The sequence below is a fragment of the Pigmentiphaga sp. GD03639 genome (assembly GCF_029845405.1).
Lineage (GTDB): Bacteria > Pseudomonadota > Gammaproteobacteria > Burkholderiales > Burkholderiaceae_B > Pigmentiphaga > Pigmentiphaga daeguensis.
Genome location: NZ_JAOCLR010000009.1, coordinates 61,351 through 80,858, shown reverse-complemented (window position 1 = coordinate 80,858; position 19,508 = coordinate 61,351). Strand labels below are relative to the sequence as shown.

Sequence of the window (19,508 nt, the reverse complement as noted above, 5' to 3'; positions counted from 1 at the left end):
TATCGGGCCGGCCGCACGGCAACGCCTACAGGACATGCCATGAGCCTCAGCACCCTGATTTCCGCGCAGGCGCTGCACGCGCTGCTGCAATCCCCCTCGCCGGTCGTCGTGTGCGATTGCAGCTTCGACCTGGCGGACACCGGCGCGGGCGAGCGCGCCCACGCGGCCGCGCATGTCCCCGGTGCCCGCTACGTCCACCTGGACCGCGACCTGAGCGGCGCCAAGACCGGCGGCAATGGCCGCCACCCCTTGCCGCGGCGCGAGGACTTCGCCGACTTGATGGCCCGCCTGGGCGTCTCCGACGCCACCCAGGTGGTGTGCTACGACACCGCCGGCGGCGCCATGGCCGCCCGCCTCTGGTGGCTGCTGCGCTGGGCGGGCCACGAGGCCGTCGCGGTGCTGGACGGCGGGCTGGCGGCCTGGCGCGAGGCCGGCTACCCGCTGGAGGCCGGCCAGCCCGCCGCGCCCGCCCCGGGCGCGTTCACGCTGCGGCCACCGCTGGTCGCGACCGCGACCTACGAGGACGTGCGGGCCAACCTGGACACGCGGGCGCGCCTGGTCGTCGATGCGCGCGCCCCCGACCGCTTCCGCGGCCAGAACGAGACCCTGGATGCCGTGGGCGGCCACATCCCCGGCGCCGCCAACCGCTTCCTGCGCGACAACCTCCAGCCCGACGGACGCTTCAAACCCGCCGCGCAGTTGCAGGCCGAGTTCGAGGCCGTGCTGGGCGGCACGCCCGCCGACCGGGTCATCAGCCAGTGCGGCTCCGGCGTCACCGCCTGCCACAACCTGCTTGCCATGGAAGTGGCGGGCCTGACCGGGGCGGTGCTGTACCCCGGCTCGTGGAGCGAATGGAGCAGCCGCCCCGGCTCGCCCATCGCCACCGGAGACGCATGATGGCGCAATCCCCCCTGACCCATTTCGACGCGGCCGGGCAGGCCCATATGGTGGACGTCGGCGCCAAGCCGGCCACCGCGCGCGTGGCCGTGGCGGCCGGCACGATACGCATGCAGCCGGCCACGCTGGCCCTGGTCCGCGACGGCAACGCCAAGAAGGGCGACGTGCTGGGCATCGCGCGCATCGCTGCCATCATGGCCGCCAAGAAGACCTCGGACCTGATCCCCCTGTGCCATCCCATCCCCTTGACGCACGTGGCCTGCGATTTCTTGCTGGACGAGGAAGCGAGCGCCGTGCACTGCACCGTGCGCGCCGAGACCGTGGGCGGCACCGGCGTGGAGATGGAGGCGCTGACCGCCGTCAACGTCGCGCTGCTGACGATCTACGACATGTGCAAGGCGGCGGACCGGGGCATGGTCATGACCGACGTGCGGCTGATGGAGAAGAAAGGCGGGAAGTCGGGGACGTGGCGCGCAGAGGGTTGAGCCGGCCGCCTATGCTTCCCAATCTTCGACCCGCAACGCGGGTATGCGCGGGAACTCGCGTACATTGTGCGTGATGAGCGTCAGACCACGCGCCAGCGCCTGACCGGCGATGAGCACGTCGTACGGGCCGATCGGCGTTCCGGCAGCGTTCAGCGTCGCGCGCAGCTCGCCAGCCTGCCGCGCATCTTCCTGATCGAAGGCGAGAACTTCGAATTGCAGGGCGTCGAGTCGCGCCAGGTTCTGCGTAGTCCGCAGTCCTTTGTACGCGCCATAAAAAAGTTCGTGGGCCACGATAGCGGAGAGCGCGAAATCCGCGGGTTTGTGGCGCCGGAGTCGCTCCAGGAATCCGGGATGGCCCTTCAGAAGCGCAATGACGGCGTTGCTGTCAAGCAAGTATTTCACTTGAAGTAGTCCAGCTCGGGACGCTCCTGCTCCCGTGCCGCTTCTGTGGCGGCCCGTTCGAAATCTTCATCGACCGGCCCTATGACGGCATCGAGCCAGGCCCAGTTCTGTGCGACCGGTTCCAGGATGACGGCATTCCCCTGACGCCGAATGCGGACCTCCTCAGTGTCGAAACGGTATTCCTTGGGTAGCCGCACCGCTTGCGAACGGCCGGACCAGAAGATCTTGGCAGTATCCATGGAGATCTCCCAGAATGATATATACCAAAAAAATATACCATTCAAGCTACTGCGGGAGCAAATGCCCTCTGAGGAGACCCTTGGACCTGTTACAGAACGCCAAACTCCAGTTCCAAAATGGCGATGACCGACCCAAAGAAGTCGGCGCCACGGATCAATCGCTCATCCCTTTGGCTTTCAACCACTGCTGCACGATGCCTGCGACTTGATCGGAGTTCTTATCCATCATCATCATGTGGCCGTTGCCCTTGATACCCAGAGCAGGCAATTCGACCCAGTCCGCATCTTTGTTGATCTTGGCCAGTGCATCGTAGTAGCGACGGCTGACAGCCTGGAAACGGGGCCACAAGGGAGAATCCTTGATGTAATCCCCCCACAGGAACAGGACAGGTATGCCCTTGACCGAAGCCAAAGCCACCTTTTCAGGGTCGGGACTCGACGAGGCCTCGACCAGTACGATGGCTTTGATCTTGTCGGGAGCATGAAGCGCAGCCGTGACGGCGAACGAGCTTCCCTGGCTGTGCGCCATCACCACGCAAGGGCAGACTTTCTGTACGTAGGCATCATAGGCCTGCTGTGTGGCAGCATCGTTGGTAAGCCAGCGCGGAACGGACGATTTGGCGAAATTATCGAATGACTCGACAGGAAATTGCGTGTCCGGATACGCCGTCTTCTCCCGGCTGTTCACATAGGACGGTCCGATACGGAAAAGCTCCCAGCTCTCTTTCTTCGCGCGGTAGACGGGTGGCGAGGTATAGATTTCCGGATACCGGGACCACCCGGAACGCCCACGCTCGACGGCATCGGAAACATAGACATCGTAGCCAGCCCGCATGAAGAACTGGTCCCAACCTGCACGGCCGTCGGGAGTGCTTTGCCAAGTGTTTCCCGTCAATCCCCCACCGTGCCACATCATCAAGGGATACTTGGCCCGAGGCTGAGCCAGCTTGACGTAGTTGACGTACATCTGACCGGTTTCAAACTCGCCGTTCGGATCATAGGGGAATGGCGCCATACCGGGCGATGTGCTGATGTCGGTCTTCGGCAAACCGCTCAGGGTGACTTGCCTACCCGATACGTAGAACGCCCCCATGTCGGCAACCTGGATGCCCGGCTGGGCGCAACCCGCAGCAACTGCAACCAGACCACATAGGAAAAACCTGGGTATTACGTGCTTGATCATCGCGACATTCCCTTTTGAAAAAATCATTCGGTAAGCAGGAACAAGCCTCAATTAATCAGCTTACTGATCAATATAACTCAGTATACTGAATAAATACCCTGGCCGGAAAAATTTTTCTCCCATTGATCGATAAGGTAAACGCAAGACAGCGTCACAGGGGTGAAACTCCACCCCCAGGCGGACGGAACGACTCAGAAACTCGACCACGCCGGCGTCGTCATCCCCTCGGGCGTGACGGCGCTGTACACCCCGCGCGCGACGGCGCGGGCCAGCACGTCGGCGGCCAGCGCGCCCAGCCGGCAGACGATGAAGGGCCGCGGGTCCACCGGGCCTTCCATCGCCGGCGCCTCGCGCCGCCCCGTCGAAATCGCGAACACGGTATCGCCGTCGAACGGCGCATGGATGGGGCGGATGGCGCGGGCCAAGCCGTCCTGCGCCATGGTGGCCACGCGCTGCAACTCGTCGGGCGACAGCGCGACGTCGGTGGCGACGCAGGCGATGGTGGTGTTGGCACGGGGGCGGGGATCCAGCTTGGCGTATTCCCAGTTCTCGCCCTCTGCCCGGGTATTCGCCGGGCCCAGGCCGCCGAACTCGTCGCCGATCTCGAAGGCCCCGGCCCAGAAGCGCCGCCCCTGCGGCGCCACCACCGAGCCGAAACTATTGCAGGCCACGATGGCGCCCACGGTCATGCCGTCGTGCGTGACGTAGGATGCCGATCCCAATCCCCCCTTGAGCGCCCCCGCCGAGGCGCCGAAGCCCGCGCCGTGCGTGCCCAGGTCGAAACCGGGCTGGGCTTGGCGAGCGGCCCGCAAGGCCAGGTCGCGATAGGGCGGGGCCTCGCCCCATTGCTTGTCGCCGCCGTTGGCGAGGTCGTACAGCACCGCGGTCGGCACGATGGGCGAAGGCGGCACGCCGGGCTGGTGCAGCAGCGTGAAGCCGCGCCCCTGCGCCCCCAGCCAGGCGGCCACGCCGTCGCCGCTGGCCAGGCCGTAGACCGAACCGCCGGACAGCACGATGGCATCGACCGAACGCACGAGATTGGATGCGCCCAGGGTGTCGGTCTCGCGCGTGCCGGGCCCGCCGCCGCGGATGTCCACCGCGGCCATGGCCCGCTCGTCCGGCAGGATCACGGTGACGCCGGTGCAGGCCCGGGCGTCGTGCGCCTGCCCCACCCGCAGGCCGGCGACGTCGGTGATCAGGTTGCGCCCGCCCGGGCGGCCGGCCATTGCGTCGCGTGCGTCCATGCTGGAACTCCGTCGGGGAAATGAAGTGGGGGCTATTGTAGGGACCGGCCGGCGGGCCGGCCACCCGCCCGCTTCATTCCTGGTCGCTTAGTTGCCTGGCCCGGGCGATGAAACTGTCCAGCATGGTGAAGAACCTGGCCACGTCGGCCGCGGAATGCCCGTCCAGCACGTGCCGGTTCCGGGCCTGGGCGGCGGCGGTCAGTTCCGCGTGCATGGCCAGTCCCTGCGGCGTCAGCGACAGCTCCGCCTCGCGGCTGTCGCGCGCGCTGCGCGCGCGGTTGACGTCGCCCCGCGCCACCAGCGAGGACACCGCCCGGCTGATCTGGGCGGCATCGAGCATGGCGTGATAGGCCAGTTCGCGTATGGACACCGGCTGGAACACGCCCAGCAGGGTGACGACCTGCCACTCCACCTGGGACAGGCCATAGTGCGCCTTGGCGAACTGGACGGCGCTGCGGGTCAGCGCCTTGCTCAAGGTACTGACCCGGGGCGCCAGCAGGCCGCCTTCCGGGAAGGCCTGCGAGTGCCCGGGCCGGCGCGGCGGATTCGCCGATGAAGATCGTGCCATGGCCTACTCCAGCCCCGCGCGCGCCAGCGCCGCGTCGAGTTCGTCGAAGGACGGCGGCGACACGGCCAGCAGCCGGCCGTCGCGGACGACCAGGCGGTCGGACTGGGGCCGGGCCAGCAACTGGGGAATGCCGCGGGCGTCGAAAATCACGAAATCCGCCGGCTCGCCAGGTTCGAGCCGCCCCGATCCGGCCTGGCGCATCCGGGCCGCCGGGATCGCCGTCACGCTGGCGGACCAGCGGCCGGCGTGCCGGTCCAGGTGGCCGTTGCGCACGGCTTCGCGGAATACCTCCAGCATGTCGTAGTCTCCGTAGGCGTGGAATGCATCTGCGCAATTGTCGCTCGATAACGCCACGGCAATGCCACGGGCCGAGATTTCCTGCAACGGCGGCAGCCCGCGCAGCCGGGGCGTGCGGCCCGCCTTCCTGTCCTGCAGGAACAGGTTGACCAGCGGCAGGCTGACGATGGCCAGGCCCGCGTCGCGGCAGGCATCCAGCACGCGCTCGCGGGTCTCGTCCTCCTGGACGGCCAGGCTGCAGCAATGGCCGCATACGACCCGCCCGCCCAGGCCGCGCGCCTGGGTGCGCCGCGCGACCTCCAGCAGGGAATCGGCCTCGGGTTCGCAGGATTCGTCCACGTGCAGATCCACGTCCAGGCCATAGCGCACGGCCCAGTCGAACAACGCATCCAGGGCCAGCCCCAGGCGCTGCCGCGCGGCGGGTGGCGCCAGCCCAGGCACGCGCGTCACGCCGCCCAGTACGCCGCCGGTCTCGGCCACGCGGCGCACGAAGTCCTCGGCGCCGTCGCCCAGATAGGTTTCCATGGGCGCCATGGCCACCATCTGCACCCGCACCCGGTGCCTCCATCGCTCGCGCAGCCCCAGCATGACGTCCCATGCCATGCGCGCCTGCGGACCGGCCGCATCCAGGTGCGTGCGCAGGCCGGCCGTACCGTGCGCCCAGGCGCAGCGCAGGGCGAAGTCGGCGCGCGCCTCGAGCTCGGCCGGCCGCCAGCGCGCATGATCGGCCATCACGGCCTTGACCGCCCCCAGCAGCGTGCCGTCGTCATTGGGCGCGCGCGCCAGCGTGTGCGTCTTGTCCAGGTGGGTATGCAGGTCATGGAAGGCCGGCCAGACCTGCCGGCCGGCCAGGACCGGCCCCGCGCCCCCTTGCAGCGTCCCGGCGGGCGCGACCGCGCCCAGGCGCCCTCCTTCGACCGCCAGGTCCACGTCCGCCAGGCCCTGGGCGTCGGCCAACCCGGCCAGGGCGGCGGGCAGCAGCGCCGCGGGCGCCCGCGCGCCGCGCAGGACGTAGGCGCCGGCCGCCCGTTCGAGCTCCGCGGCCAGCGATTTCAAGATTCGCGCTCCATGGCGCTTTCGTGCCAGCGCCGCAGGATGCGCTGCGACACCCACGAGGTCGCCAGGAAGATCAGTACCCCGGTGCAGGAAATCATCAGCAGGGCCGCGAACATGCGCGGCGTCTTCAACTGGTAGCCGGCCTCGAGGATGCGATAGGCCAGGCCCGAGCCCTGTCCGCCCGCCCCGGCGACGAACTCGGCGACCACCGCGCCGATCAACGACAGCCCGCCCGAGATGCGCACGCCCGCCAGAAAGTACGGCATGGCCGACGGAATGCGCAGCCGGCGCAGCGTCTGGCCAGGCGTGGCGCCGTAGAGCCGGAACAGGTCGCGCAGGTTGTGGTCGGCGCTGTTCAGGCCGACGATGGTGTTCGACAGGATGGGAAAGAAGGCCACCAGCCACGCGCAGATCAGCAGGGCCGCCTGCACGTTGTCCACCCAGATGATCAGCAGGGGCGCGATGGCGACCACCGGCGTGACCTGCATGATGACCGCATAGGGGAAGAAGGTCAGCTCTATCCACTTCGACAGGCTGAACAGGATCGCGATGGCGCCGCCCACCAGCACGGCGCTGACGAAGGCCGAGGCGGTGATCTTCAGCGTGACCCACAGCGCCGCCGACAGCAGCGGCCAGTCCTCGACCAGCGCCCGGCCGATGTCGGCCGGGCCGGGCAGGATGTGGGGCGAGATGCGCAGGCCGCGCACGATCGCCTCCCAGGCCAGCAGGCAAAGAACGCCCATGACGACGGGCAGGACGATGCGCGCGGTACGGAGCTTGGGGTTCATGCGTTCATCGCCTTTTCGAGGGCTTCCGAGGCCTGCCTGCACAGGTGCGCGTATTCGGCCGAGGTGCGGAACGATTCGCCGCGTTCGGCGTCGGGAGAAATGGACAGATCGGCATGGAGCCGCCCCGGCCGCGCGGCCATGACGATCACCCGCTGGGACAGGTACACCGACTCGAACACCGAGTGCGTGACGAACACGGCGGTGAAGCGCTGGTCCTGCCACAGCCGCAGCAGGTCGTTGTTGAGCTTGAAGCGCGTGATCTCGTCCAGCGCCGCGAAGGGTTCGTCCAGCAGCAGGACCTGCGGCCGGGTCACGATGGCCCGGGCGATGGAGACGCGCATCTTCATGCCGCCGGACAGCTCGCGCGGCAGGGCATGCTCGAATCCCTTCAGCCCGACCTTCTCGAGCGCCTCGGCGGCGCGCCGCCGGGCCTCGTCGCGCGGCACGCCCGCCAGGTCCAGCGGCAGCGTGGTGTTGGACAGCGCCGTCTCCCAGGGCATCAGCGTGGGCTCCTGGAAGACGAAGCCGACCGCCCCCTTGGCCCCCTGCCGCACGACATCGCCGGCGGTCGGCTCGGACAGTCCGGCGATCATGCGCAGCACCGTGCTCTTGCCGCAGCCCGAGGGTCCGAGCAGGCTGACGAAGGTTCCCCGCGCCAGCGACAGGCTCAGGTTCTCGACCGCCAGCGTGCCGTTGCCGAAGCGCTTGGAAATGTTCCGCAGTTCCAGCACGCGGCCGGTATCCATGGCCGTTCCAGTCATCGCATGCCGACCTTCTTGTTGACGAACTTCAGCGTGTAGGCCTTGCGCACGTCCAGGCCGGAGGGCAGCACGCCCACGTCCACCATGGACCGGTAGAAATGCTCCCAGCGCGCGTCGGTCATCGCCCCGATGCCCAGGCGCTTCGCATCGCCGGAATCGATCAGGCCGCGCTCCTTCATGGCCTGGATCGCGAAGGCGATCTGCTCGTCGGTCATCTCGGGGTTGTTGCGCTTGATCAGTTCATTGCCGGGCGACGGGTCGTCGTACAGGTAGCTGTACCAGCCCTCGATGGACGCATCGACGAACTTCTGCACGAACTGCGGCCGCTTCTCGACGTTGTCGCGCGTGGTGACGATGGTGGTCATGTAGGGATCCCAGCCGTAGTCGGCCAGCAGGAAGGACACCGGGTTCTCGACGCCGGCCTTCTTCAGCGCCAGCGGTTCGTTGGTGATGAGCCCCTGCTGCACCACCTTCTTGTCGGCCAGGAAAGGCGCCAGCGAGAAGGTATAGGGCTTGACCTGGTCGTCGGTGAAGCCGAAGCGCCCGCGCAGGTAGGGCCAGAAGGTCGCCATGCCCAGCGCGCCCACCAGCACCGTGCGGTCCTTGATCTGCTCGATCCTGTCCACGCCCTGGTTGGGATGGGCGATCAGCACGCGCGGGTCCTTCTGGAAGATCGCGGCCACCGACATCAGCGGAGCGCCTTCGCGCGCCGCGTTGAGCGAGGTGCCGCTGCTGCCCGCCGTGAAATCCACGCGCCCGGCCAGCAGCATGGGCGTGGGATTGCTTTGCGGATTGCCCAGGCGGATCTCGACGTCCAGCCCGTGCTTGCGATAGAAGCCCTTGGCCACGGCCTGGAAGAAGCCGCCCCACTCGGCCTCGGCTCGCCAGCCGATGAACATCACGGCTTTCTCCGGCGCGGCGCCGGACGGCTGGGCGCCGGCAAGGCCCGGCTGCGCGCAGGCCAATGCCGCGCAGAACAAGAGCGCGCGGCGAACCCTGGAACTGGACTGCTTCATGACGATCTCCCGACAGTGACTAACATCCATCCGCGCGCGGCGGCTTCGAAATCAGAAGAACTGCTCCACGTCGATGTCGTGGTCGAGCAGGCCGGCGCCGCGCAGCACGGTCACCCAGCTGCGGTACATGGCCTTGACCTCGGGATCGTCCATGCCGAAGGGGTGGAAGAGCGTGGTCTTGAACCCGATCTCGCGCAGCAGCGCGGAGTCCTGGCCGGTATGGCGGGCCATCGCGTCCAGCGCGGCCGACGGATCGGCGTACACGACGCCCACGGCTTCGGCCAGCGCATCGGCCGTGGCGGCGAACAGCCCGGGATCGCGTGCGTAGGCCGCCTGCGTGGTCCACCAGTTCGACACCAGCGACGGATTGCCGGTGCTGGCCATCGCCAGCGAGCCCTCGCCCAGCACCTCGTCCACCGCGCGGCCCAGGCCGCGCCGCAGCATCAGGGTGACCAGCGGCTCGACGCAGATGGCGACGTCGATCTCGCCCGCGGCCAGCGCGTCCGGCATCTTGTGGAAAGGCATCGGCACCCACTGCACGCGCGAGACGTCGACGCCGTGCAGGTTGAACAGGTGCAGCGGCGCCGAGTGCGTGATACCGCCGTCCAGCGCGAAGGCACCCAGGCGCTTGCCTTCGAAGTCCGACGGCCGTTCGATGGCCACGCCGTGGCGGGCGATGAGATTCATGAAGTCGGCGCTGCGGCCGGCATAGGAGCCGCGCAGCGCGGCGGCCGACACGAAGCGGGACGGCAGGTCGAACCGCTCGCGCGCCATGATGGTAAGCGTGGGGCCGGAGAAGGTCAGGTCCATGCGGTCGGCGCGCATGTCCTCGATGGCCTGCACCGCCGACCGCTGCACGAACACGGGTTCGATGCCGCGCTTGGCGAACAGGCCGGCGTCGATCGCGGTGAACAGGGGAACCAGCCCCATCATGGGGTCGGGATGGGCATCGATTCTGAGTTTCATGTCGCTCCGGCCGCTGTGCAGGTCATGACGATTTACATGACTTTATCATGCAAATTTCGGCTGTCAATGGAACCTGGGACAGGGACAAACCCTGGGCTGGAGGACGCGTGGCGGGGACTAGGCGGAATCGACATTCATGTTCTTTACCCGGTCTTGTTGAACGGGAGAAGGAACCCTCGCTATGTCTTGATCTGCGATCGTCACTTATCACCACCGTAGTCCTTGGTCGGTGGGGCGGGGCGGCCCGCTCGGGGGGCGCATTCGGAGCCGCCGGTGAGGGTGGGCTTGGCGGGGAAGCAAGGGCGCAGCTGTTTGAGGGCGGCAGTAGGCACAGTCCGGGGGACTGTGCCCGCCCGAGTTCTGCGCCCGCCCCGCCAAGCCTGCCCTCGCCGGGCAGTCCCGCGCAGCGGGACCGGCTTCGCTGCGCCCCCCGAGCGGGCCGCCCCGCCCCACCGATCAAGGACGGTTCAAGAACTCAATCCCCGCCACTGAGGACACCCCCCATGCATGGCGATTCAGCCTAGTGCAGCTTGACCCGGGGCTGCGAGCGGCGGCTCAGGAAGCGGCTCAGCGAGCGCACGCTGGCGCCCCACCACCCCAGTACCGCGGCGTAGTGCGACCAATGCGTGCCGGCATACATCATGCGGGCGATCCAGCCTTCCACCAGCAGCTTGCGGCCGGAAAGATTGCCCATCAGGCTGCCCACCCCCTCGGCATGGCCGATTGACACCAACGAGCCGAAGTCGCGGAAGCGGAACGGCGCCGCGAAGGCCGACTCCCCGCGTATGCGGGCGGACAACAGCGGCAGCAGATACGAGGCCTGCTGGTGCGCGGCCTGGGCCCGCGCGGGCACGGTCTTGCCGGTCTCGCGCCACGGCGCCGCGGCGCAATCGCCCAGGGCGTAGATGTCGGGGTCCTGGGTGCGCAGCGTCTCGTCCACCTGCACCTGCTGCATCGGGTTCAGCGGCAGCCCCAGCCGGGACAGCAGCGACGGCGCCTTGATGCCCGCCGCCCAGACGCACAGGTCGGCGTCGAACACCTTGTCCTGGGCCACCACGGTATGCGGCGTGACCTCGGAGACGCGGCAGTCGGCCACCACCGTCACGCCCCGCTCCACCAGCAGCTCCTCGGCCGCCTTGGCGACGCGCTCGGGCAGCGGCCCGAGTATGCGCGGACCGCCCTCGATCAGCGTGATGCGCAGGTTCTGGCGCGTCATGCCGGGCAGCCCGTAGGCGGAGATCGTATTGCCCGCCTCGTGCAATTCGGCGGCCAGCTCCACGCCGGTGGCGCCGCCCCCCACGATCACGACGTTGACGACGCCCGGCGTGGCCTCGTCGATGCCGGCCGAGGCGCGTGCCATGGCCTTGAGCAGCGCGAGCCGGAAACGCTCGGCCGCGTCAGTGGTGTCCAGCGAGATCGCATACTGGTCGGCGCCGGGCGTATTGAAGAAATTGCCCAGGCTGCCCACGGCCAGCACCAGCGTGTCGTAGGGGACCTTCCGTTCGGGCAGGATGGCCGTGCCGTCGGCGTCGCGCAGGGCCGCCACCCGCACGTCGCGCGCCTGGCGGTCGACGTCCTGGATTTCTCCCAGCACGAAGCGGAAACCGTTGTCGTGCGCGAGCATCGCATAGGAAAGCCCGTCGCGGTGGATGTCCACCGTGCCCGCGGCGACCTCGTGCAACGAAGGCTTCCAGATGTGGAAGGGCGTGGCGTCGATCAGCGTGACGTGCTCGGGACCATGGCGCCGCCCCAGGCGTACCGCCAGCTCGAGTCCACCCGCGCCGCCGCCGGCGATGACGATGCGATGCAAAGGCCGTGCGTTCATAGGCTCTCCTGAGTGACGCATGGAACGCCGGGCCATTCGCTCCGGCGGCACATCTTTCAGCACCCGGCGTGCCCGCCGGCCGATACCAGGGCCTGTTCACGCGAAAAGGAGCCCCGCGCAGGCCCTAGCGTCCGGCGATCGACATTTCCGGCAACAGGATGGACCCGGTCGTCTTGGTGCCGCGCGTGAGCGTGTCCGCCCCCACGGCCGCAATGCTGCCGAACATGTCCTTGAGGTTGCCGGCGATGGTGATTTCCTGCACGGCATGCTGGATCTCGCCGTTCTCGACCCAATAGCCGAACGCGCCGCGGGAATAGTCGCCGGTCACGTAGTTGATGCCTTGTCCGATCAGCTCGGTCACCAGGAGGCCGGTGCCCAGCTTGCGCAGCATGGCACGGAAATCGTCGCCCCGGCGCGTCGTGCGCGAGGCCAGCACCAGGTTGTGCGAGCCGCCGGCGTTGCCGGTCGTGACCATGCCGAGCTTGCGGGCCGTGTAGCTGGACAGGAAATAGCCCTGGACCACGCCGCCGTCGACGACCTTGCGCGCCTGCGTGCGCACGCCTTCGTCGTCGAACGCGGCACTGCCCTGGGCGCCCTTGATGGCGGGATCCTCGAGCACGTCGATGTGCCCCGGGAAGATCTGCCGGCCCAGGCTGTCGACCAGGAAGCTGGATTTGCGGTACAGCGCCCCGCCGCTCAGGGCCTGCGTGAGCGAGCCCAGCAGGCCGCAGGCCAGGGGCGCCTCGAACAGCACGGGATATTTGCCGGTGGGGATGCGACGCGCGGACAGCCGGGACAGCGCCCGTTCCGCCGCGTAGCGGCCGACGCTGGCCGGGTCGGCCAGCCGGGCCCAGTCGCGGTCGCTGGTGTACCAGTCGTCGCGCTGCATGTTATTGCCCCGCCCCGCAATCGGCGATACCGACAGCGAATGGCGCGAGTACGGATAGCCGTTCAGGAAACCGCGGGTGTTCCCCATCACGAAGTGTCCTTCGTACGAGGACACCGACGCGCCGTCGGAATTGGTGATGCGCCGGTCGGTGGACAGAGCCGCGCGCTCGGCCCGCAGCGCCAGTTCGGCCGCGGCCTCGGCCGGCAGATCCCACGGGTGGTAGAGATCCAGGTCCGGGAATTCGGTGGCCAGCAGGTCGGCGTCGGGCAGGCCCGCGGCCGGGTCCTCGGCGGTATGGCTGGCGATGTGGAAGGCGGCCTGGACGGTGTCGCGCACCGCCTGGTCCGAGAAATCCGAGGTCGAGGCCGAGCCACGGCGCTGCCCGACGTACACGGTGATGTCCAGGGACCGGTCGCGCGTCTGTTCGACCGTCTCCAGCGAGCCCCGGCGCACCGACACGGCCAGCCCCTGGCTTTCGGACACCTCGGCCGCGGCGTCGGTGGCGCCGACGCGCCTGGATTCGTCCAGCACCCGTTGGATCAACTGGCGGAAGGCGGCGGGATCGGTATCGAGCGCGGGACGGGCCGGCGCGGCGGTCGTTTTCTTGCGGGACGGGGATGTGGCCATGGAATTTCTTCGGGAAGGAGGCGGCCCGGGCACGCGGGCAAGGCGGCCCGGGCGGGAAGGCAAGGCTTTATGATAGCTGGTGTCAGCCTTCTTACCGTCGAAGCACGTCATTTTCCATGTCCCGCTCCAAACGTAGTCCATCGCCCCTGGTCCCGGCGCAAGAAGCCGATCCGGACGGCGAATACCAGTCCCCCAGCAAGTCGCAGCTCAAGCGGCAGATGGCCGCCCTGCAGGACCTGGGGGAACGCCTGGTCGGGCTGCCCGACGCCAAGCTGCGGCAACTGCCCCTGGCCGAACGCCTGTACGACGCGATACGCGAGGCGCAGCGCATCACCTCCCACGAAGGCAAGCGCCGGCAATTGCAGTATGTCGGCAAGCTGATGCGCGAGGCGCACGTCGAGCCCATCCAGGCCATGCTGGCCGAGTGGGACGGCGAATCCATGGAACAGATCGCCGCCTTCCACCAGCTCGAACTGTGGCGCGACCGCCTGCTGGCCAGCGACGAACACTTCACGGGCTTCATGGACCTGTACCCCCACGCCCAGGCCCAGCCCCTGCGGGCACTGATACGCGCCGCCCGCAAGGAACAGGCCGCCAACGCCGCCCTGCTGCCCGGGCGCGAACCGCAGCGCAAGCACTACCGCGCGCTGTTCCAGGAAATCAAGCGGCTGCAGGCCGCTCCCGATGCCGGGTCGCCGTCCCCCGACGACGACGAAGACGACAACTGATCCCACCGCCGCCATGACGACTTCCGCCAAGCGCCTCGTGCGCAACCATCCCGACGAACTGCTGTGCGGCCTGGTGTCCGTCAGCGACCGCGCCTCCAGCGGGGTCTACGCCGACGAGGGCATCCCCTCGCTCAAGGCCTGGCTCGACGGCGCCCTGCGCACGCCGGTGCGCTACGTCGAGCGGCTGATCGCCGATGACGCGCCGGCCATCTCGGCCACGCTGACGGAACTGTGCGACGAACTCGGCTGCGACCTGATCCTGACCACCGGCGGCACCGGCCCGGCGCGGCGCGATGTCACACCCGAAGCCACGCTGGCCGTGGCCTCCAAGGAAATGCCCGGGTTCGGCGAGCAGATGCGCCAGATCTCGCTGCGCTTCGTACCCACCGCCATCCTGTCGCGCCAGGTCGCCGTCATCCGCGAACGCGGCACGTCGGCGGCGGACGGCGCCGCCCTCATCATCAACCTGCCCGGACAGCCCAAGGCCATACGCGAGACCCTGGAAGGACTGCGCGAAGCCGACGGCAAGCTGGTGGTCCCCGGCATCTTCGCCGCCGTGCCCTACTGCATCCAGCTCCTCGAGGGCCCCTACGTCGAAACCGACGAAACCGTGTGCAAGGCGTTCCGCCCCAAGACGGCGATCCGTCCCGCCTCTTAGCGCCGGCCCCTCAATCATCGAGAATGCCATGACCGATACCCTGCTCGACTGCGTCCAGACCGAGACCGGCCCGAACCCCACCCGCGCCGTGATCTGGCTGCACGGCCTGGGCGCCGACGGCCACGATTTCGAGCCCATCGTCCCCGAACTGGACCTGCACGGCCTGCCACCCGTGCGCTTCGTCTTCCCGCACGCCACCGTGCAGCCCGTGACCATCAACGGCGGCATGGCCATGCGCGCCTGGTACGACATCATCGTCAGCGACCTCGTCCGGCGCGAGGACGATGCCGGCATCCGCGCCTCGCAGCGCCTGGTCGAGAACCTGATCGCGCGCGAGAACCAGCGCGGCATCGCCACCGAACACATCGTGCTGGCCGGCTTCTCGCAGGGCTGCGCGATGACCCTGCACACCGGCCTGCGCCTGCGCGAGAAACTGGCCGGCCTGGTGGCCCTGTCCGGCTACCTGCCCCTGGCCGCCACCTTCGCCTCGGAACGCAGCCCCGCCAACGCCAGCACGCCCATCTTCATGGGCCACGGCACGGCCGACCCCATCGTCATGCTCGACCGTGCCACGGCCTCGCGCGACCTGCTGCGGCAGGAAGGCTACGACGTCGAATGGCATGCCTACCCGATGCCCCACTCGGTCTGTGCGCCGGAGCTCGGAGACATCTCGGCCTTCCTGCGCAAGGTACTGGCTTGACGCCGATCAAGACATAGCCGCTCAAGATGTGGTGTACTGCGCGTAACGAAAACGCCCGCGCCGCCACATCGGCGCTCGAGCTGTCATCTTCGTGATCTTCAAGGAGAAAACGTCATGTTCAAGAAAATCCTGATCCCCACCGATGGCTCGCCGCTGTCCGCCCAGGCCGCGAACGCCGGCGTCAGCTTCGCCCGCTCCGTGAACGCGGAAATCGTCGCCCTGCACGTCACCCAGCCCTTCGCCGCCACCATCGGCTTCGACGGCATGGCCGCCGCCTACGCGATCACCGACGACGCGTACGAGAAGGCCTCGGCCGAACAGGCCGCCAAGTACCTGGATGCCGTCACCAGCCGCGCCGACACCGCCGGCGTCAAGAGCACCGCCCTGTCCGTCTCCAACTTCAACGTCGCCGACGGCATCGTCCAGGCCGCCGCCGAAACCGGCTGCGACCTGATCTTCATCGGCAGCCACGGCCGCAGCGGCCTCTCGCGCCTGCTGCTGGGCAGCGTCACCGCCAAGGTCCTGTCCCTGGCCCACGTCGCCGTCCTGGTCTACCGCGTGAAAGAAGAAAAAGAAAAGAAGGGGCCCCCCCCTACGCGCTGACGCGCGCCCCCCAGGGGGCGATGCGGGTGGACCGGCGGAGCCGGATCCACCGCATCCTGGAGGGGCCGCGTTCCATCAAGGACTCCCCTGCCCCCGCACCACCTCCCTCAGGCATTCCAACGCCGCTTCCACTCCCGCCGGCCGCAACCCGTCGTTGCGCCAATACATCTCCACCGACCCGAACCCCGACAAGCGCAGCGGCACGATCCGCACCGCGTTCATCGTCACCAGCCGCATCGCCGCCCGGTGCGACGCCACCCCCACCATGTCGCTGTGGGCCAGCAGCGTCATGTTCAACGTGGCCGAGTTCGACTCCACGTAATCGACGGGCAGGCTGCGTCCCGCCGCCGCCAGCGCCGCGTCCAGCGCATTGCGTATGGGCGTGCCCCTGGGCCACAGGATCCACCGATACCGCGCCACCGCATCCCAGGTCGGCTCGCTTGCCTCGAACAACGGATGCAGCGGCCGAACCACGAAATGGATGGGCTCCAGGTACAGCGCCTCCGACCGGATCGCCGGATCGTGCAGCTCGGGCGCCGAACGCCCCACCACGATGTCCAGGTCGCCGCGCGCCAGTTGCTCCATCAGTTGGTCCATGGTGCTTTCCACCACGCGTATCCGGGCCTGCGGCATGCGCCGCAGCAGCGCCAGCATCGCCAGGGGGACCGTGTCCGGCGCCGCCGCGCCCGAGGTGCCGATCAACACCTGCCCGCTCCCCCCTTCGCGCATGGCTTCCATGTCACTGTGGGCACGGTCAAGCTGGGCCTCGATGCGCCGGGCATGGGCAATCAGCGCCTCGCCATAGGACGTGGGCCGCAGCCCGCGCGCATGCCGCTCGAACAGCGGCAGCCCGATGTCGTCCTCCAGCTCGCGCAGCCACTTCGACAGCGCGGGCTGCGTGGTGTTGAGCGCGGCGGCCGAATGGCTGATGTTGCGGGTCTGGGCAAGGCTGAGCAGCATCTGGAGATTGCGCAGCCGCAGGCGGTGGGTCCAATCCATGGGCGGAAACCGGGAACGAAAGCGTCACCTCAGCCATATCGTGCTGGATATGGATGAGAATAAAAATTCATTTTCCAAAGCATATCGCTTTCCGCATACTGCCAGGAGACCACACCAAGGAGACATCGAGATGCCGAGACCCCTGCGCGCGCTGGGCGCCCTTGCCCTGGCCTGCTCGTGCGCCAGCGCCTACGCCTGGCCCGACCGCCCCATCACCTTCATCGTCCCCTACACCCCCGCCACCGGCATCGACCTCGTCGCCCGCCAGCTCTCCACCCAGCTCGGCAAGACCCTGGGCCAGCCCATCGTGGTCGAGAACGTGGCCGGCGCCAGCGGCAACATCGGCAGCGAGCGCGCCGCCCGCGCCGCCCCCGACGGCTACACCTTCATGGTGCAGGTCAATACCCTGGTCATGAACCGCAGCCTGTACAAGTCGCTGCCCTACGACCCGGTGGCCGACTTCGACCCCGTGGCGCTGACCTCGTGGGGCACGCTGCTGCTGGTGTCGCCCGCCTCGCGCAAGCCCGCGACCGTGGCCGAACTGGTGGCCGCGGCCAAGGCCGAGCCCGGCAAGCTGACCTACGCGACCCCCGGCGTGGGCACGCCCCACCACCTGTCCATGGCGCTGTTCCTGCAACAGACCGGCGCCCAGATGATGCACGTGCCCTACAAGGGCACGGCGGGCGCCGTCACCGACATCCTGGGCGGACGCATAGACGCGATGTTCCTGCCCGTGCACGTGGCCCTGCCGCAGATCAAGGGCGGCAAGCTCAAGGCCATCGCCACCGGCAGCGCGAAACGCCTGGCCCAGTTGCCCGGCGTCCCCACCCTGGAAGAAGCGGGCATCCAGGGCGGCAACGTGGACATGTGGTACGGCGTCTTCGCGCCCAAGGGCACGCCGCCCGAGATCATCGCCCGCATGAACAAGGAGATCTCGCAGGCGCTGCAATCGCCCGCCACCGCTTCGGCATTCGAGGCGCAGGGCATGGTGCCGGCCACCTCCTCGCCGGCCGAATTCGGCAAGCTCGTCGCCAAGGATGCCCAGCGCTGGGCGGACGTGGTGAAGGCGGCGAACATCACCGCCGAATGAACCGCCGGGCGGCCGGGAATGCCGCCCGTGGCCTGTGGTATGGTGGGCCGGCGCGGGCCGAAATCCCCCACGGTCCTTGGGCTTGTTTCGGCCGCGAACGCCCCTATCCTCTCCTAGAGAATCATCCGGGAGGCCCACTTGGCCGATCTACAGACGCTGCTCGTGCTCTACGGGGCATGGCTGGTCTTCTTCAACGTGCTGCTGGAACAGGCGGGGCTGCCCATACCCGCCTATCCGCTGCTGGTCGTGGCCGGCGCGCTGGCCGCGCAGGACCAGCTTTCGTGGCCGCTGATCCTGGCCGGCACCGTGGCGGCCAGCCTGATCGCCGACAGCGCCTGGTACGCGGCCGGCCAGCGCCACGGCGCACGGCTGCTCAGCACCATCTGCCGCATCTCCCTGTCGCAGGACTCCTGCATACGCCAGACCCAGAGCCGCTACCTGCAGGTGGGGCCGCGCCTGCTGCTGGTGGCCAAGTTCCTGCCCGGCGCCGGCGCCCTGAGCACCGTGATGGCCGGCCTGACCCGCGCGCCCTATCGCACCTTCGTCGGCTACGAGATCGCCGGCACGCTGATCTGGGGCGGCTCGGCGGTGCTGCTGGGCGCGCTGTTCCATCCCGTGGTGGCGGACATCCTGCTGGCCATCGACCAGTACGGCCAGATGGGCCTGCTGTTCCTGGGCACGCTGCTGGCGCTGTACATCGCCTATCGGCTGGTCCAGCGGTGGCGGGTCATCAAGTACCTGCGCACCGTCCCCCGCCTGCCCGTGGACGAACTCGCGTCCTGGGAACGCGAGGGCCGGCGGCCGGTGCTGCTGGATGTGCGGCCCCAGCCCGAAGATCCCCTGCCGGGCGCCATCGCCGTCGACGTGCACGCGCCCCTCGACCAGTTGCAGCTCGGTCCCTACGACACCGACATCGTGGTGTACTGCGCCTGCCCCAACGAAGTCTCGGCGGCCTTGCTGGCGACCAAGCTGCGCGCGGCGGGCTATACCAATACCTGGGCGCTGCTGGGCGGGCACGATGCCTGGCGGGCCTACCGCGAAACGCCCGAATCCCCACTCGCTTCCCCGGCCACGGAGCAATCATGAGCGTACACGTCAAATCGAACATGCCCGGCGGCATGCGCTACACCATCTCCCTGGGCGCCCACGACGTGCCTCTGGACATGCCGGTCCCCAAGGGCGAAGGCCCGTCCCCGCACGACTACTTCGACGCCGCGCTGGGCGGCTGCAAGGCGCTGACGCTGATGGTGTACGCCAAGGGCAAGAACATCCCCCTGGACGGCGTCGAGGTGGAAATCGTGCGCGACGACAAGGACGAGCGGCGCGGGGAATACCGGTTGACCGCCCGCCTGGCGCTCAGCGGCGACCTGACCGACGAACAGGTGGCCGAGCTGCACGCCGTGGCCGACCGCTGCCCCGTCCACAAGCTGATGACCACCACCACGATCAAGATCGATACCGAGGTCGCGCGCGCCTGACCGGCCGGC

22 protein-coding genes are annotated in these 19,508 nt (G+C 68.5%); 9 read left to right on the top strand and 13 right to left on the bottom strand.

Translation table 11 applies throughout. The annotated features are described in order from the left end of the window. Positions 1 to 39 precede the first annotated feature (39 nt). Both N5K27_RS12150 and moaC read left to right on the top strand, forming a co-directional pair. A complete protein-coding gene (locus N5K27_RS12150) occupies positions 40 to 897 on the top strand; it encodes a sulfurtransferase (RefSeq protein WP_087837107.1) in 858 nt (285 codons plus the stop codon). Further along, entirely contained in the window at positions 894 to 1,382 is a 489-nt protein-coding gene (gene moaC, locus N5K27_RS12145) for a cyclic pyranopterin monophosphate synthase MoaC (RefSeq protein ID WP_279816683.1), read from the top strand. The genes N5K27_RS12150 and moaC overlap by 4 nt, the downstream gene beginning before the upstream one ends. Positions 1,383 to 1,391: 9 nt before the next feature. Here the strand turns inward: moaC and N5K27_RS12140 are convergent, their stop codons facing one another. The 12 genes from N5K27_RS12140 to pmbA form a co-directional block, all read right to left on the bottom strand. Continuing rightward, entirely contained in the window at positions 1,392 to 1,784 is a 393-nt protein-coding gene (locus N5K27_RS12140) for a type II toxin-antitoxin system VapC family toxin (protein WP_087837109.1), read from the bottom strand. Further along, positions 1,781 to 2,023, bottom strand: coding sequence for a type II toxin-antitoxin system VapB family antitoxin (gene vapB / locus N5K27_RS12135; RefSeq protein WP_087837110.1), 243 nt, complete (start codon positions 2,021 to 2,023; stop codon positions 1,781 to 1,783). Before vapB ends, N5K27_RS12140 begins: the two co-directional genes overlap by 4 nt. Before the next feature lie 154 nt (positions 2,024 to 2,177). Further along, entirely contained in the window at positions 2,178 to 3,206 is a 1,029-nt protein-coding gene (locus N5K27_RS12130) for an esterase (protein WP_279816679.1), read from the bottom strand. Between the two features lie 191 nt (positions 3,207 to 3,397). After that, positions 3,398 to 4,450, bottom strand: a complete 1,053-nt coding sequence (locus N5K27_RS12125) for a P1 family peptidase (protein ID WP_279816677.1) — start codon at positions 4,448 to 4,450, stop codon at positions 3,398 to 3,400. Positions 4,451 to 4,523: 73 nt separating this feature from the next. Continuing rightward, positions 4,524 to 5,018, bottom strand: coding sequence for a MarR family winged helix-turn-helix transcriptional regulator (locus N5K27_RS12120; RefSeq protein ID WP_087837111.1), 495 nt, complete (start codon positions 5,016 to 5,018; stop codon positions 4,524 to 4,526). Between the two features lie 3 nt (positions 5,019 to 5,021). Beyond that, positions 5,022 to 6,371, bottom strand: coding sequence for a cytosine deaminase (locus N5K27_RS12115; protein ID WP_279816674.1), 1,350 nt, complete (start codon positions 6,369 to 6,371; stop codon positions 5,022 to 5,024). Continuing rightward, positions 6,368 to 7,159, bottom strand: coding sequence for an ABC transporter permease (locus tag N5K27_RS12110; protein ID WP_087837113.1), 792 nt, complete (start codon positions 7,157 to 7,159; stop codon positions 6,368 to 6,370). The genes N5K27_RS12115 and N5K27_RS12110 overlap by 4 nt, the downstream gene beginning before the upstream one ends. Beyond that, positions 7,156 to 7,905 (bottom strand): ABC transporter ATP-binding protein, encoded by a 750-nt coding sequence (locus N5K27_RS12105; protein ID WP_243724404.1) that lies wholly within the window; start codon positions 7,903 to 7,905, stop codon positions 7,156 to 7,158. The genes N5K27_RS12110 and N5K27_RS12105 overlap by 4 nt, the downstream gene beginning before the upstream one ends. Positions 7,906 to 7,916: 11 nt before the next feature. Further along, on the bottom strand, positions 7,917 to 8,936 hold the full coding sequence (locus tag N5K27_RS12100) for an ABC transporter substrate-binding protein (RefSeq protein ID WP_279816667.1): 1,020 nt from the start codon (positions 8,934 to 8,936) through the stop codon (positions 7,917 to 7,919). A gap of 51 nt (positions 8,937 to 8,987) precedes the next feature. Beyond that, entirely contained in the window at positions 8,988 to 9,902 is a 915-nt protein-coding gene (locus N5K27_RS12095; protein ID WP_087837116.1) for an ABC transporter substrate-binding protein, read from the bottom strand. A 520-nt stretch (positions 9,903 to 10,422) separates the two neighbouring features. Beyond that, positions 10,423 to 11,727: an FAD-dependent oxidoreductase gene (locus N5K27_RS12090; protein ID WP_132979171.1), complete on the bottom strand. Its 1,305-nt coding sequence runs from the start codon at positions 11,725 to 11,727 to the stop codon at positions 10,423 to 10,425. 124 nt (positions 11,728 to 11,851) lie between these two features. Beyond that, complete coding sequence (gene pmbA / locus N5K27_RS12085) at positions 11,852 to 13,243, bottom strand: metalloprotease PmbA (RefSeq protein WP_087837118.1); 1,392 nt, start codon at positions 13,241 to 13,243, stop codon at positions 11,852 to 11,854. A gap of 116 nt (positions 13,244 to 13,359) precedes the next feature. On the opposite strand from pmbA, the gene yjgA reads away from it, so the two are divergent. The 4 genes from yjgA (at position 13,360) to N5K27_RS12065 (ending at position 15,932) form a co-directional block, all read left to right on the top strand. Next, positions 13,360 to 13,971, top strand: a complete 612-nt coding sequence (gene yjgA, locus N5K27_RS12080; RefSeq protein WP_087837119.1) for a ribosome biogenesis factor YjgA — start codon at positions 13,360 to 13,362, stop codon at positions 13,969 to 13,971. Between the two features lie 13 nt (positions 13,972 to 13,984). After that, positions 13,985 to 14,629, top strand: coding sequence for a molybdopterin adenylyltransferase (gene mog / locus N5K27_RS12075; RefSeq protein ID WP_087837120.1), 645 nt, complete (start codon positions 13,985 to 13,987; stop codon positions 14,627 to 14,629). Positions 14,630 to 14,657: 28 nt separating this feature from the next. Then, positions 14,658 to 15,329, top strand: a complete 672-nt coding sequence (locus N5K27_RS12070; RefSeq protein WP_279816666.1) for a dienelactone hydrolase family protein — start codon at positions 14,658 to 14,660, stop codon at positions 15,327 to 15,329. A gap of 114 nt (positions 15,330 to 15,443) precedes the next feature. Beyond that, complete coding sequence (locus N5K27_RS12065) at positions 15,444 to 15,932, top strand: universal stress protein (protein WP_087837122.1); 489 nt, start codon at positions 15,444 to 15,446, stop codon at positions 15,930 to 15,932. Between the two features lie 75 nt (positions 15,933 to 16,007). On the opposite strand, the gene N5K27_RS12060 is transcribed toward N5K27_RS12065, so the two are convergent. Beyond that, positions 16,008 to 16,931: a LysR substrate-binding domain-containing protein gene (locus N5K27_RS12060; RefSeq protein ID WP_279816663.1), complete on the bottom strand. Its 924-nt coding sequence runs from the start codon at positions 16,929 to 16,931 to the stop codon at positions 16,008 to 16,010. A gap of 130 nt (positions 16,932 to 17,061) precedes the next feature. On the opposite strand from N5K27_RS12060, the gene N5K27_RS12055 reads away from it, so the two are divergent. The 3 genes from N5K27_RS12055 to N5K27_RS12045 all read left to right on the top strand — a co-directional run bounded on the left by N5K27_RS12055 (position 17,062) and on the right by N5K27_RS12045 (position 19,499). Continuing rightward, positions 17,062 to 18,021: a tripartite tricarboxylate transporter substrate binding protein gene (locus N5K27_RS12055; RefSeq protein WP_279816662.1), complete on the top strand. Its 960-nt coding sequence runs from the start codon at positions 17,062 to 17,064 to the stop codon at positions 18,019 to 18,021. A gap of 138 nt (positions 18,022 to 18,159) precedes the next feature. Further along, a complete protein-coding gene (locus N5K27_RS12050; protein ID WP_087837125.1) occupies positions 18,160 to 19,107 on the top strand; it encodes a DedA family protein/thiosulfate sulfurtransferase GlpE in 948 nt (315 codons plus the stop codon). Continuing rightward, positions 19,104 to 19,499 carry an OsmC family protein gene (locus N5K27_RS12045; protein WP_087837126.1) on the top strand — a complete coding sequence of 132 codons (396 nt, stop codon included), beginning with the start codon at positions 19,104 to 19,106 and terminating at the stop codon, positions 19,497 to 19,499. Before N5K27_RS12050 ends, N5K27_RS12045 begins: the two co-directional genes overlap by 4 nt. Positions 19,500 to 19,508 lie beyond the last annotated feature (9 nt).

Excerpts from the sequence above, each read along its gene's own strand:
- N5K27_RS12150 (WP_087837107.1), top strand. The coding sequence starts at position 40 with ATGAGCCTCAGCACCCTGATTTCCGCGCAGGCGCTGCACGCGCTGCTG.
- moaC (WP_279816683.1), top strand. The coding sequence starts at position 894 with ATGATGGCGCAATCCCCCCTGACCCATTTCGACGCGGCCGGGCAGGCC.
- vapB (WP_087837110.1), bottom strand. The coding sequence starts at position 2,023 with ATGGATACTGCCAAGATCTTCTGGTCCGGCCGTTCGCAAGCGGTGCGG.
- N5K27_RS12130 (WP_279816679.1), bottom strand. The coding sequence starts at position 3,206 with ATGATCAAGCACGTAATACCCAGGTTTTTCCTATGTGGTCTGGTTGCA.
- N5K27_RS12125 (WP_279816677.1), bottom strand. The coding sequence starts at position 4,450 with ATGGACGCACGCGACGCAATGGCCGGCCGCCCGGGCGGGCGCAACCTG.
- N5K27_RS12120 (WP_087837111.1), bottom strand. The coding sequence starts at position 5,018 with ATGGCACGATCTTCATCGGCGAATCCGCCGCGCCGGCCCGGGCACTCG.
- N5K27_RS12110 (WP_087837113.1), bottom strand. The coding sequence starts at position 7,159 with ATGAACCCCAAGCTCCGTACCGCGCGCATCGTCCTGCCCGTCGTCATG.
- N5K27_RS12105 (WP_243724404.1), bottom strand. The coding sequence starts at position 7,905 with ATGGATACCGGCCGCGTGCTGGAACTGCGGAACATTTCCAAGCGCTTC.
- N5K27_RS12100 (WP_279816667.1), bottom strand. The coding sequence starts at position 8,936 with ATGAAGCAGTCCAGTTCCAGGGTTCGCCGCGCGCTCTTGTTCTGCGCG.
- N5K27_RS12095 (WP_087837116.1), bottom strand. The coding sequence starts at position 9,902 with ATGAAACTCAGAATCGATGCCCATCCCGACCCCATGATGGGGCTGGTT.
- N5K27_RS12090 (WP_132979171.1), bottom strand. The coding sequence starts at position 11,727 with ATGAACGCACGGCCTTTGCATCGCATCGTCATCGCCGGCGGCGGCGCG.
- pmbA (WP_087837118.1), bottom strand. The coding sequence starts at position 13,243 with ATGGCCACATCCCCGTCCCGCAAGAAAACGACCGCCGCGCCGGCCCGT.
- yjgA (WP_087837119.1), top strand. The coding sequence starts at position 13,360 with ATGTCCCGCTCCAAACGTAGTCCATCGCCCCTGGTCCCGGCGCAAGAA.
- mog (WP_087837120.1), top strand. The coding sequence starts at position 13,985 with ATGACGACTTCCGCCAAGCGCCTCGTGCGCAACCATCCCGACGAACTG.
- N5K27_RS12070 (WP_279816666.1), top strand. The coding sequence starts at position 14,658 with ATGACCGATACCCTGCTCGACTGCGTCCAGACCGAGACCGGCCCGAAC.
- N5K27_RS12065 (WP_087837122.1), top strand. The coding sequence starts at position 15,444 with ATGTTCAAGAAAATCCTGATCCCCACCGATGGCTCGCCGCTGTCCGCC.
- N5K27_RS12060 (WP_279816663.1), bottom strand. The coding sequence starts at position 16,931 with ATGGATTGGACCCACCGCCTGCGGCTGCGCAATCTCCAGATGCTGCTC.
- N5K27_RS12055 (WP_279816662.1), top strand. The coding sequence starts at position 17,062 with ATGCCGAGACCCCTGCGCGCGCTGGGCGCCCTTGCCCTGGCCTGCTCG.
- N5K27_RS12045 (WP_087837126.1), top strand. The coding sequence starts at position 19,104 with ATGAGCGTACACGTCAAATCGAACATGCCCGGCGGCATGCGCTACACC.